Annotated in this window: 11 protein-coding genes and 1 pseudogene; 7 read left to right on the top strand and 5 right to left on the bottom strand. The window is 71.8% G+C overall.

All coding sequences use genetic code 11. From position 1 onward, the window contains the following. Nucleotides 1-857, top strand: a pseudogene (locus GPJ59_RS08730) (hypothetical protein); the annotation flags it as partial. A gap of 16 nt (nt 858-873) precedes the next feature. Here GPJ59_RS08730 and GPJ59_RS08725 read toward each other — a convergent pair. Next, nucleotides 874-1,677: an IclR family transcriptional regulator gene (locus GPJ59_RS08725; protein ID WP_219665894.1), complete on the bottom strand. Its 804-nt coding sequence runs from the start codon at nt 1,675-1,677 to the stop codon at nt 874-876. A gap of 313 nt (nt 1,678-1,990) precedes the next feature. Here GPJ59_RS08725 and allB point away from each other — a divergent pair, with 313 nt between their 5' ends. Both allB and alc read left to right on the top strand, forming a co-directional pair. Beyond that, nucleotides 1,991-3,349 (top strand): allantoinase AllB, encoded by a 1,359-nt coding sequence (gene allB / locus GPJ59_RS08720; protein ID WP_374200812.1) that lies wholly within the window; start codon nt 1,991-1,993, stop codon nt 3,347-3,349. Between the two features lie 2 nt (nt 3,350-3,351). After that, the gene (gene alc / locus GPJ59_RS08715) at nt 3,352-4,470 is read left to right on the top strand and encodes an allantoicase (RefSeq protein WP_219665892.1); all 1,119 of its coding nucleotides are present in this window, start codon (nt 3,352-3,354) and stop codon (nt 4,468-4,470) included. Nucleotides 4,471-4,654: 184 nt separating this feature from the next. Here alc and GPJ59_RS08710 read toward each other — a convergent pair whose 3' ends face one another. Beyond that, nucleotides 4,655-5,386: an SDR family oxidoreductase gene (locus tag GPJ59_RS08710; RefSeq protein WP_219665891.1), complete on the bottom strand. Its 732-nt coding sequence runs from the start codon at nt 5,384-5,386 to the stop codon at nt 4,655-4,657. Nucleotides 5,387-5,565: 179 nt separating this feature from the next. Between GPJ59_RS08710 and GPJ59_RS08705 the strand changes: the two genes are divergently transcribed. Then, nucleotides 5,566-6,180, top strand: a complete 615-nt coding sequence (locus GPJ59_RS08705; RefSeq protein ID WP_219665890.1) for a dihydrofolate reductase family protein — start codon at nt 5,566-5,568, stop codon at nt 6,178-6,180. 19 nt (nt 6,181-6,199) lie between these two features. On the opposite strand, the gene GPJ59_RS08700 is transcribed toward GPJ59_RS08705, so the two are convergent. Continuing rightward, complete coding sequence (locus GPJ59_RS08700) at nt 6,200-6,397, bottom strand: hypothetical protein (protein ID WP_219665889.1); 198 nt, start codon at nt 6,395-6,397, stop codon at nt 6,200-6,202. Between the two features lie 181 nt (nt 6,398-6,578). Here GPJ59_RS08700 and GPJ59_RS08695 point away from each other — a divergent pair, with 181 nt between their 5' ends. Continuing rightward, nucleotides 6,579-7,985 (top strand): hypothetical protein, encoded by a 1,407-nt coding sequence (locus GPJ59_RS08695; RefSeq protein WP_219665888.1) that lies wholly within the window; start codon nt 6,579-6,581, stop codon nt 7,983-7,985. A 45-nt stretch (nt 7,986-8,030) separates the two neighbouring features. On the opposite strand, the gene GPJ59_RS08690 is transcribed toward GPJ59_RS08695, so the two are convergent. Beyond that, nucleotides 8,031-9,032 carry a GlxA family transcriptional regulator gene (locus tag GPJ59_RS08690; RefSeq protein ID WP_219665887.1) on the bottom strand — a complete coding sequence of 334 codons (1,002 nt, stop codon included), beginning with the start codon at nt 9,030-9,032 and terminating at the stop codon, nt 8,031-8,033. A 199-nt stretch (nt 9,033-9,231) separates the two neighbouring features. Between GPJ59_RS08690 and GPJ59_RS08685 the strand changes: the two genes are divergently transcribed. Both GPJ59_RS08685 and GPJ59_RS08680 read left to right on the top strand, forming a co-directional pair. Continuing rightward, nucleotides 9,232-9,840, top strand: a complete 609-nt coding sequence (locus GPJ59_RS08685) for an isochorismatase family protein (protein ID WP_219665886.1) — start codon at nt 9,232-9,234, stop codon at nt 9,838-9,840. A 114-nt stretch (nt 9,841-9,954) separates the two neighbouring features. Next, nucleotides 9,955-11,139, top strand: coding sequence for a cytochrome P450 family protein (locus GPJ59_RS08680; RefSeq protein WP_219665885.1), 1,185 nt, complete (start codon nt 9,955-9,957; stop codon nt 11,137-11,139). Nucleotides 11,140-11,150: 11 nt separating this feature from the next. Here the strand turns inward: GPJ59_RS08680 and GPJ59_RS08675 are convergent, their stop codons facing one another. Next, complete coding sequence (locus GPJ59_RS08675) at nt 11,151-12,185, bottom strand: Gfo/Idh/MocA family protein (RefSeq protein ID WP_219665884.1); 1,035 nt, start codon at nt 12,183-12,185, stop codon at nt 11,151-11,153. Nucleotides 12,186-12,202: the final 17 nt, after the last annotated feature.

Genomic DNA, 12,202 nt, shown 5'->3' with positions numbered 1-12,202 from the left:
CCCCCCCCCCGGCCCCCGCCGCCCCGGCCCCGCCCCCGGCGGCCCCTCCGGCCGCCCCCGCTCCGGGGCCCGCCGGGCGTAGTGGGCCCGCCGACCGGGCCGCGCTCCGGGAGCTGCTCGGTGAGCGGTACCACCTGCTCGCCGGCAGGTCCGAGCTGCTCGTGTCCCGGCTGCCGTCGCTGCGCTCCACGCTGCAGGACGACCTCAAGCCGGACATGGTCGCCATCGCGGTCTACCTGGCCGACACCCCCGACCCCGTCTCCCGCGCCGGCCTGGTCGCGGCAGCCCGGGCCGCCGGGCCCGGGCCGTTCACCCCGCTGCTGCGCAGCCTCGGCTCGGGCCTGCGCCGGCTGCCCGGCCACTACGGGGCCGTCATGCTCGCCGCCCCGGCCGAAGAGGTGCCGCTGGACCGGTACCTGCCGGGCTCCTTGCTCGCCGAGCCCGCCCCGGTGGCGGCGCTCCCGGCGTGCGACGCCGAGCTGGAGGGTTCCGTCGAGTTCGGCATCTGGTCCACCACGGGCCGCCGTACGTCCGTCTTCGCCGGCCCGGACGACGAACCGGAGGTCGTGTTCCCGCCGGGAACGGCCTTCTCGGTCCTGGCCCTGCGGCCGCCGGACGGCGACGAAGGCCCGATCCGGGTGCTGCTGCGCGAGATCTCGCCCGCCGAGGCCCGGGCGGCGGGCCTCGGAACGACCTCGGCCGGTGCTCCGGACGACCGGTTCCGGGAGCGGGACGAGCAGGCGCGGTCCCGGCTGACGGCCTGGTTCGAGCGCAGGGACATGCTCGAACCCCAGGACCGCCGCCCCCTGCCCCACGCCACCCGCTACCACCTGTCCCCGGGAGCCGCCCGCCGCTGAGGACTGCCCGGCCGGATCAGGCCGGGGTCTGGTTGGACAGTGCCACGGACAGTTCGGCGGCCACGGTCTGCAGGATGGGCACGATCGTCTCGGTCGCGGCCTCGGTGACCCGGCCCGCCGGACCCGAGATGGAGATCGCGGCGGCGGTCGGCGAGTTCGGCACCTGGACGGCCAGGCAGCGGACCCCTATCTCCTGCTCGTTGTCGTCGACGGCGTAGCCGGCCTTGCGTACCTGCTCCAGCGCCTCCAGGAAGCCCTCGGGCGTGGTGATGGTCTTCTCCGTCGCGGCCGGCATGCCGGTACGGGCCAGCAGTGCGCGGACCTCGTCGGCGGGCGTGTGGGCGAGCAGCGCCTTGCCCACACCGGTGGAGTGCGGCAGCACGCGGCGGCCGACCTCGGTGAACATGCGCATGGAGTGCTTGGACGGCACCTGGGCGACGTAGACGATCTCGTCGCCGTCGAGCAGGGCCATGTTCGCCGTCTCGCCGGTCTCCTCGACCAGCCGGGCCAGGTACGGGCGGGCCCAGGTGCCCAGCAGCCGCGAGGCGGACTCGCCCAGGCGGATCAGGCGCGGGCCGAGGGAGTACCGTCGGTTGGGCTGCTGCCGTACGTACCCGCACGCCACGAGGGTGCGCATCAGGCGGTGGATCGTGGGCAGGGGCAGTCCGCTGGCGGCGGAGAGCTCGCTGAGGCCGACCTCGCCCCCGGCGTCGGCCATTCGTTCGAGGAGATCGAAGGCGCGCTCGAGGGACTGGACGCCACCGCTCCCCGCAGGGGTCTTGGCGGAGGCGTCGGTGGTGCTGGCGCTGGACGTCGGCACGGCGCGGTCCTTTCGGTGCTGGCAGGCAAGGCAGCAGCCTACCCGGCCACGGGCGGCGGCCCTAGCGTCGGGTCGCTGCCGTCGTCGCCGGTCAGAGGCGGTTTGTCCGGGTGCCGGACACGTCTCGGCGGCTGCTCGACCGAGCCTCGGTGGTGGTACCTACGTTCTGTAAGGCGAAATCCTAATTCCATTCTGTGGAAACATCCAATTGCGGAGCGTGCGCGTCGGCGGTCCCTCCGGGTCCCCTTGACGGGCCCCTGATCGCGGGGAAGACTCCGTCAACAGAACGTTGAATTTCGCTCTGTGGAAGTAGATGGGGAGGTTCCGGGTGTCCGACGTGGCAGTGGAACTGGTACTGCGCTCGACGCGCGTCATCACCCCCGAGGGGACGCGGGCCGCCTCGGTGGCCGTCGCCGCCGGGACGATCGCGGCCGTACTGCCGTACGAGGCCGAGGTGCCCGCCGGTGCCCGCCTGGTGGACCTCGGCGACGACGTCCTGCTCCCCGGCCTGGTCGACACCCACGTCCACGTGAACGACCCGGGCCGCACCGAGTGGGAGGGCTTCTGGACGGCCACCCGCGCCGCCGCGGCCGGCGGGATCACCACGATCCTCGACATGCCGCTCAACTCCCTCCCCCCGACCACCACGACCGCCAACCTGGCCGTCAAGCAGGACGTGGCGCGCCGCAAGGCCCACGTCGACGTCGGCTTCTGGGGCGGCGCCCTGCCGGACAACGTCAAGGACCTCCGTCCGCTGCACGACGCCGGCGTCTTCGGCTTCAAGTGCTTCCTGTCGCCCTCCGGCGTGGACGAGTTCCCGCACCTCGACCAGGAGCAGCTCGCGGCGTCCCTCGCGGAGATCGCCGGCTTCGGCGGCCTGATGATCGTGCACGCCGAGGACCCGCACCACCTCGACTCCGCGCCGGCCGTGCCGGGCCCGAAGTACGCGGACTTCCTCGCGTCCCGCCCGCGCGACGCCGAGAACACCGCGATCCAGAACCTGATCGCCCAGGCCAAGCGGCTCGGCGCCCGCGTCCACGTCCTGCACCTGTCCTCCAGCGACGCGCTGCCGCTGATCGCCGCGGCCAAGGCCGAGGGCGTCCGCATCACCGTCGAGTCCTGCCCGCACTACCTCACCCTGACCGCCGAGGAAGTACCCGACGGCGCCAGCGAGTTCAAGTGCTGCCCGCCCATCCGCGAGGCCGCCAACCAGGACCTGCTGTGGGACGCCCTGGCGGACGGCACGATCGACTGCATCGTCTCGGACCACTCGCCCTCCACGGCGGACCTCAAGACGAACGACTTCTCCACCGCCTGGGGCGGCATCTCCTCCCTCCAGCTCGGACTGCCGGCGATCTGGACCGAGGCGCGCCGGCGCGGCCGCACCCTGGAGGACGTCGTCCGCTGGATGTCCGCCGCCCCCGCCCGCCTCGCGGGCCTGACGCGCAAGGGCGCCATCGAGGCCGGCCGCGACGCCGACTTCGCGGTGCTGGCGCCCGACGAGACCTTCACCGTGGACCCGGCCGAGCTCCACCACCGCAACCGGGTCACGGCGTACGCGGGCCGGACCCTGTACGGCGTCGTGAAGTCCACCTGGCTGCGCGGTACGCAGATCGCCGACCACGGCACCCCGACCGAGCCCACCGGCCTCCTCCTCGAAAGGCAGAACTGACAGTGGCGATCCCTGCTTTCACCGGTAACGCGAACCCGTACGGAGGCGGCGACCCGTACGCCGACTACCGCACGGCCGAGTTCCCGTTCACCCAGTACGCGAACCTCGCCGACCGGCAGCTCGGCGCCGGCGTGATCGCCGCCAACGACGAGTTCTTCGCCCAGCGCGAGAACCTCCTCGTCCCCGAGGCCGCCCACTTCGACCCCGAGCACTTCGGCCACAAGGGCAAGGTCATGGACGGCTGGGAGACCCGCCGCCGGCGCGGCGTCTCCGCCGAGCAGCCCTGGCCCACTCCCGAGGACCACGACTGGGCGCTCGTACGCCTGGGCGCCCCCGGCGTGATCCGCGGCATCGTCGTCGACACCGCCCACTTCCGCGGCAACATGCCGCAGGCCGTGTCCGTCGAGGGCACCAACTGGCAGGGCACCAACGCCCCGACGCCCGAGGAGCTCCTCGGCGACGACGTCAAGTGGACGACCCTGGTCCCGCGCACCCCCGTCGGCGGCCACGCCGCCAACGGCTTCGCCGTGGACGTCGAGCAGCGCTTCACGCACCTGCGCGTCAACCAGCACCCCGACGGCGGCATCGCCCGCCTGCGCGTGTACGGCGAGGTCCTGCCGGACCCGCAGTGGCTCTCGGCCCTCGGCTCCTTCGACGTCGTCGCGCTGGAGAACGGCGGCGCCGTCCAGGACGCCTCCAACCGCTTCTACTCCCCGCCGACCAACACCATCAACCCGGGCCGCTCCCGCAAGATGGACGACGGCTGGGAGACCGCCCGCCGCCGCGACAACGGCAACGACTGGATCCGCTACCAGCTCGTCGCCGAGTCCGAGATCCGCGCGGTCGAGATCGACACCGCCTACCTCAAGGGCAACTCGGCCGGCTGGGCCTCCCTGTCGGTGAAGACGGGCGAGGAGGGCGAGTGGACCGAGTTCCTCCCGCGCACCCGCCTGCAGCCCGACACCAACCACCGCTTCGTGCTGGACGCCCCGGCCGTCGGCACCCACGTGCGGATCGACATCTTCCCGGACGGCGGCTTCTCCCGCCTCCGCCTGTACGGCTCCCTGACGGAGGCCGGCGCGGCCGCGCTGACCGCCCGCCACCAGGAGCTCGGCGGCTGACACCGCCGCGAACACGTCCCCGGGGGCCGACACCTCCGGGGCGTCACTGGGGTCCCCGACCGGCCCCGGACAGCCCGTGGGGCGCACCGCGACTTCGACCGCGGTGCGCCCCGTCGGCGTTCGCCGCGCCGACCGCGGCCGGCGGACCGCGGCCGCCCGATTGCGCCGGCCCGGTGTCGCAGCCCTACGCCGCGTGCCCGCCGTCCGCCGAGAACTCCGCGCCCGTGACGTACGCGGCCTCGTCGCCGGCCAGGAACGCCACCACCGCCGCGATCTCCTCCGGGCGGGCGAAGCGGCCCAGCGCCGTCATCCCGCTCTGCGAGTCGGCGTACGGGCCGTCCGCCGGGTTCATGTCCGTGTCCACCGGGCCTGGGTGGACCAGGTTGGCGGTGATGCCGCGGCCGCCCAGCTCACGGGCGAGTGCCTTGGTCAGGCCGATCAGGGCCGACTTGCTCATCGCGTACAGCGTGCCGCCCGGGCCCGGTACCCGCTGGGTCATGCAGCTGCCGATGGTGATGATCCGCCCGCCCTGCCCCATCCGCTCCGCCGCGGCCTGCGAGGCCAGGAACGCGCCCCGTACGTTGACCGCGAGCACCCGGTCGACCGAGGCCAGGGTGAGCCCGTCCAGCGGGCCGAGCACCCCGACGCCCGCGTTGTTGACCAGCACGTCGAGCCGGCCGAGGGCCTGTGCGGCCCAGTCCACGGCTCCGGCCGCCTCGCCCGCGTCCGCGGCGTCGGCCCGCACGGCCAGGCCCCGCCTGCCGGTCGCCTCGATCTTGCGGACCACGTCCTGGGCCGCCGCCTCGTCGGCGACGTAGGTGATCGCCACGTCGGCGCCGTCCTCGGCCAGCCGCAGTGCGATCGCCGCGCCGATGCCCCGGCTGCCACCCGTCACCAGAACCGCCTTGCCGTCCATCTGCCTGTCCTCCGTTGCTCGGACTCCACTTGGTTGCGAGTTCAAGCAAATCTCGTCGCGCCCGGGCGCGCTGGCAGGAATTCGGCGTCGCGTTCGTGCGTGGCGGACCGATGAGCTCCGGGTGGTTCGGGAGTCTGAACAGGTGGGGGACCGGCCGATTCCACAAGGAGCGCAGAACCATGGGCAAGCTGACCCTGACCACCTTCGTGACCCTCGACGGCGTGATGCAGGCCCCGGGCGGCCCGCAGGAGGACACCAGCGACGGCTTCGAGTACGGCGGCTGGACGGTCCCCTTCTGGGACCAGGCCGCGGAGGAGTTCATGACCGGGGTCTTCAGGAACGCCGAGGCCTTCCTGCTCGGGCGCCGCACCTACGACATCTTCGCGTCCTACTGGCCGGAGCACGACGACCCCGCCGACCCCATCGCGCACAACCTCAACATCCTGCCCAAGTACGTGGCCTCCACCACCCTCAAGGACCCCGCGTGGGCTCCCACCACCGTGCTGGACGGCGAGCTCCAGTCCGAGATCACCCTGGTCAAGGACCGCCTCGACGGCGAGCTCCAGGTGCACGGCAGCGGACAGCTCGCCCAGTACCTGCTCGCGCGCGACCTGGTGGACGAGTTCAACCTCTTGGTCTTCCCGGTCTTCCTCGGCAAGGGCCGCCACCTGTTCCCGATGGGCGGCCTCCCCACCGCCTGCGACCTGCTCGCCTCCCGCACCACGACGAACGGCATCGCCATCCACACGTACCGGCCGCGGGGGCGCGCGGCGTTCGGGTCCTTCGCGGATTGAGACGGCGGGGCCGGGCGGGTCAGTCGATGGGCTCGCCGTGGTATGTGCCGCCCTCGCAGACCCATTGGCCGTCGATGGCGTCATACTCCACCGTGCCTTTGCCGGCCACGCAGGTCTGGCCGTCGACACCAGGCGCGGCGGCCTGGGCCACGGAGCCCAAGGTGGCGAGAACAGCCGTCATCACGGCAGCGGCGAACCCGAGAAGTCGCATACGCATGGTGGGCTCCTGACGGGGATCGGGTGAGCATGGTTCTGCAGCCAGCGTCACCCCGCACCGTGCCCAGCTGCGCACTCTGTTACTCCAATCGGGTGATACGCCCCCCGGAGGCGACAGGTGGCGCCATTGGTGGGGGTGTGCTCCAGAGGCGTGTGTCCGGATACCACGTCAGTCTGGTGCCATGACATACATGCCCGAGGTGGAGGTGGAGGCGCCTGACGACCTCGGTTTCCGGAAAGTCGTGGTCAACGGCAAGAACGCCGGAAAGGCGCGCTCCCCCGCGGAACTTCACAGGATCCTTGGTCATCACGGGGTTCCTTTTCCGCACGACATCCATTGGGTCGGCGGAGGGGAAGATGTCTGGCCGGACCATCCGGTGCGGAGGCGGACGACCATCGCCTTCATGGCAATCGGCCTGCTGGGGGTGGCCGCACTGCTCGCGTATCTGGGGGTGGAGGACGTTTTCAGTGCCCTGGGCTACGGCTGGAGAATTGCGGGGCTCGTCTTCCTCCTCCTGGGCCTGATGGAACTGGGCGCCGCACTTGCTGCTGCCGACTATTGGCACAAGCGGTGGATGAAGCACTCGGGGACAGTCGTTCTGTTCGGATACCTGATCGCCTTCGTCGTGGGTGTTCTGCTGCTCTGCGTGCAGCTCATCGACGAGGTGAGCGTCGCACATGTGCTGGCTTGGACGGCTCTCGTGCTCTGGTCCTCGGTGGCGCTGGTGGTACTCGTTCGCGAGCGGATCTGGAAGGAGTTGCTCCATCCCAGGCGAATAGCGGTCGGGGCGATCGTTCCCACCGTCCTTGCGATCTCCAGTGTCGTGTATTCACAGTTCTACGTTCCCTACACGACCTCTCCCATGGTGGAGAGTGCGGCCGAAATCCGCATGGCAAGTCTGGACACGGGCCGGACGAAGATGTACCTGACGGTCCATCTGTACGTGAAGAACTCCGGTAAAATCCCCGTCTATGTCCTCGGTGGCGTCTACTGGGTGCACGGCAGGCTGGCGAGGGGTTCGAGTTACGAGCCGATCCACCCCGCTGAATTCGTCAAGCCGACGGGGCTGGTCCTGAATCCAGGGGAAGAATTTGCGAAGGACGAGGTCGTCGAGATAAAGGAGCCCTGCGGGTTCCGCTATGAAGCGGTCAGGGTGCGGCCGGAGGTGTATGTGGCAAGGAAGGACAGGATGACGCTGATCTCCTCCGAGTACGAGCATTCCGGAAGGTATCGCGGGAAGCTCAAGGAGGAAGGCAAGGACAAGGATCCTGAGGGGCCCACCGGTGAGTACTTCAGGTATCAGGCATCGATATCGAACAGCAATGAGATCCTCGACGTGATTCGAGGCCCCCAGCGTGTGACGCTGTGGTGGGTGCTCCACGGGGCCCGTCCGTACATGTATGCGGACGTGACGCCGTCCGGAGAGCGCAAGAAGATCGATTTCAATGACCCCGTTGGGAACAAGGAGGCCAACGACCGCTACGGCCTCGTACGGTTGCCCGGATCGGTGACGCAGGCTTCCTTCGTGGAACTCCTGAAGCGCGCTCAGACCGTGTGCTCCACCCAGCCGTCCAGGCCCGGGTCCTGACCCGAACAGGCGGTGCTCCAGCGGGGCGGGATCGCCGGACACCTTTCAGCCCGAGTGCCGGAACCGGTTGCGGTACTCGGTCGGGGTGGTGTCGAGTCTGCGACGGAAGGCGCGGATGAGCGTGTCGGTCGTGTTGAAGCCGCAGGTGGTCGCGACGCGTTCGAGGGAGTCGTCGGTGGATTCCAGCCGGTTGCGCGCGACTTCGACCCGGGCCGCCTCGACGTAGGCGGCCGGGGTCATGCCGAGTTCGGTCCGGAAGATCCGGGTGAGCTGGCGTTCGCCGACATGGGCGTGGCCGGCGAGCTCGGCGACGGTCAGGTCGGCGGTGATGTTGCGGGTGATGTAGTGGCGCAGGTCGTCCATGCGCCGCGTCGTCGACACGGGCTCGATCGGCACGCTGAACTGGCTCTGCCCGCCCGGCCGCTTCAGGTACATCACCAGCTGGCGGGCGACGCGCAGGGCGACCGCCTCGCCGAAGTCCTCGGCGACGAGTGCGAGCGACAGGTCCAGGCAGGCGGTGATGCCGGCGCCGGTCCACACGCCGCCGTCGCGGATGAAGATCGGGTCGGCGTCGACCTCGACGGCCGGGAAGTCGGCGGCGAGCTGCTGCGCGGTGGACCAGTGGGTGGTGGCGCGCCGGCCGTCGAGCAGTCCGGCGGCCGCGAGGATGTGCGCGCCCACGCAGACGGAGGCGGTGCGGCGGGCCCGGCCGGCGAGCCGCCGCACCCAGTCCACCACGTCGGGGTCGGTGAGGGCGTGCACGCGGCGCTGGTCGTCGACCTCGACCGAGCCGGGGACGATCAGGGTGTCGATGCTCCGGCCCGACACCTCCTCGAAGGTCGCGTCGGGCAGGACGCGCACCCCGGCCGAGGTGGTGACGGCGCCCATGGTCGCGGCGGTCAGGACGACCCGGTATCCCGTCCCGCCGTCCGTCCCGCCGTCCATCTCCCGGCGCAGCAGGGCGAACACCTCCGGGGGACCGGTGACGTCCAGCAGGTCGACGCCCTCGAAGAGCGTGACGACGACGAGCCGTTCGATGGCGCTCACGGCGGGGCCTTTCGTTCGTAGGTGACAGCACCGGCCGTCCCTGGCCCGGTCCTCGGTCCGGCGGATGCCCGTATCGGATGTCCGTATCTGCAAGTTACATGACATTGCCGCCATGGGGGCCGGGTCCTTAGCGTGGAGGAGCGGCCGCCGCGTGACGGCCCCGACCATCCGACTCCCCCTGTGCAGCAAAGGTGCAGCCATGCCCACGACCACCCTGCGTGAACTCAACGGCCTCGACCGGACTCCGGCCTCGCTGGCCGCCGCCACGCTCGTGCTGATCGACTATCAGAACACCTACACCCGTGGCGTGATGGAGCTGGAGGGCTGGCGTTCCGCCCTCGACTCCGCCGCGGACCTGCTGGCCCGGGCCCGGGCCGCGGGCGCGAAGGTGGTCCACGTCGTCAACGACGGCGGCGAGGGCACGCCGTACGACATCCGGGCCGACATCGGCCGGATCCACCCCCGGGTGGCGCCCGTCGAGGGCGAGCCCGTCGTCGTCAAGCGGGTCCCCGACGCGTTCGTCGGCACCGACCTGGGCGATCACCTCGACGCCGCCGGGCACGAGGACGTGGTCGTCGCCGGGTTCATGACCCACATGTGCGTGGCGTTCACGGCGGCCGGCGCGTTCCTGCGCGGCAACCGGCCCACCGTCGTCGCCGACGCCTGTGCCACCCGGGCGCTGCGGACGGCCGTCGCCGAGGTGCCGGCCGAGCAGGTCCACCACGGCGCGCTCGCGACCGTCGAGGACCTGTACGGAATCGTCGTCCCGTCCGCCTCGTCCCTGGACCGGACCCCGTCCCTGGACTGAGGCCTTCTCCCCGGACCGCGCCCCGCCGCCGGACTGAACGCCTGTCCGGATTCCGACCCTCCCCGTCGAACGCCGACCTACCCTGGGGCAAACGACGGGGGAGGGGCGGGAGCGATGCCGACCATGGACATCAGCGGGTACGCAGAGGACTTCACGGAGAATCCCTATCCGCACTACGCGCAGTTGCGCGAGGCCGGCCCCGTCCACCGCATCACCCTGGAGGACGGCTCCGAGGTGTGGCTCGTCGTCGGTCACGAGGTCGCCCGGCAGGCGCTGACCGATCCCGCGCTGTCCAAGGACTGGCAGAAATCCGGCTACTTCCTCGACGTGACCGCCAGCGCCGTCAACAACCACATGCTGGAGTCCGACCCGCCCCGGCACACCCGGCTGCGCCGGCTCGTCGCCCGCGAGTTCACCGGCCGGCGCGTCGAGGCCCTGCGCCCCCGCGTGCAGCAGATCACCGACGAGCTGCTTGACGCGATGGAGGCCGACGGCGCGCGCGGGGCGGACCTGATCGCCACCCTGGCCTTCCCGCTGCCCATGACCGTGATCTGCGAACTGCTGGGCGTGCCCGACCTCGACCGGGAGCCCTTCCGCCGCTGGTCCAACGAGATCGTGGCGCCCTCCAGCATGGCCTCCTCCTCGTGGGCGCTCGCGGAGATGGCCGCGTACCTGGGGCAGCTGATCGACGACAAGCGCGACCGCCCCGGTGAGGACCTGATGAGCGCGCTCATCCGCACCAGGGACGAGGACGGCGACCGGCTCAGCGACGAGGAACTGGTCGGCATGGCCTTCCTGCTGCTCGTCGCGGGCCACGAGACCACGGTCAACCTCATCGCCAACGGCGTACGGGCCCTGTTCGACCACCCCGACCAGCTCGCGGCCCTGCGCGCCGACTGGGGCCTGCTCGACGGCGCGGTCGAGGAGATGCTCCGCTACGACGGCCCGGTCGAGAACACCACCTTCCGCTACGCCGCCCAGGAGACCGTCATCGGCGGGGTGCGCATCCCGGCCGGGGACGCCCTCCTGGTCTCGCTGGCCGGGGCGGACCGCGACCCGGGCCGCTTCCCCGAGCCGGACACCTTCGACATCCGGCGCGCCCCGCAGGGCCACCTCGCCTTCGGCCACGGCATCCACTTCTGCCTGGGCGCGCCACTGGCCCGGCTGGAGGGCCGGATCGCGCTCCGCTCCCTGCTGGAACGATTCCCCGCGCTCGCCCGGGACCCGCAGGCCGCCCCGCCCGAGTGGATCGTCGGCACCCTCATCCGCGGCGTGAAGCAGCTGCCGGTCCGCTGGTGAGCGGACCAGCCTCACGCCCCGGCCGGCACCGCCGGGGCCGTCGGCCCGCCCGGGACCTCGTCCAGCGCGACCTCCCGGCGCTCCCGCCGCGAGATCTCGCAGGCCTCCGCGATCCGCAGGGCCGCCAGGGCCTCACGGCCGTCGCAGGGGTTCTCGCCCTCCCCGCGCACCAGCTGCACGAACGCCGCCAGCTCGGCCTCGTACGCGGGGCCGAACCGCTCCAGGAAGCCGGTCCACGGCTTGCTCGCGGGCGGCGGCCCGTGCGGTTCGGTCGAGGCGATCGGCGTACGGTCGTCCAGCCCGGCGGAGATCTGGTCCAGCTCGCCGGCCAGCTCCATGCGGACGTCGTAGCCCGCGCCGTTGCAGCGGGTCCCGGTGCAGGTCACCAGCGCCCCGTCGGCCAGCGTCAGCACCGCCGCCGCCGTGTCCACGTCCCCGGCCTCCCGGAACATCGCCGGTCCGGCGTCCGAGCCGGCCGCGTACACCCGTACGGCCTCCTGGCCGGTCACCCAGCGGACCATGTCGAAGTCGTGCACCAGGCAGTCCCGGAACAGCCCGCCCGACGTGGGCAGGTATCCGGGCGGGGGCGGCGCGGGGTCCGCGGTCATCGTGCGGACGGTGTGCAGCCGGCCCAGCATCCCGGAGCGCACCAGCTCCCGGGCGGTGCGGTAGCCCGCGTCGAAGCGCCGCATGAAGCCCACCTGGAGCACCCCGCCCAGCGCCGCGACCTCGCGCACCACCGTCAGGGTTCCGGCCAGGTCCGGTGCCACGGGCTTCTCGCAGAACACCGGCAGCCCCGCCCGTACCGCCCGTACCACCAGCTCCGCGTGGCCGCTGGTCGAGCAGGCGACCACCACCGCGTCCACGCCCCAGGTGAAGACCTGGTCCACCGTCGGCGCCGCCGTGGCCCCCAGCCGGTCGGCGAGCCGCGCCGCCCGGGCCGGGTCGGCGTCGGCGAGCACCAGCGACCCCGCCTGCGGCTGGCGGCTGAGCGCCGCGGCGTGGAACGAGCCGATCCGGCCGGTTCCGACGATCCCGATGCGCATGCACTCAACCTGACCCC

It is taken from the genome of Streptomyces bambusae (assembly GCF_019400985.1).
GTDB classification, from domain to species: Bacteria; Actinomycetota; Actinomycetes; order Streptomycetales; family Streptomycetaceae; genus Streptomyces; species Streptomyces bambusae_A.
The sequence above is the reverse complement of the archived record's forward strand: the minus strand, read 5'-3'. Positions and strand labels throughout refer to the sequence as shown.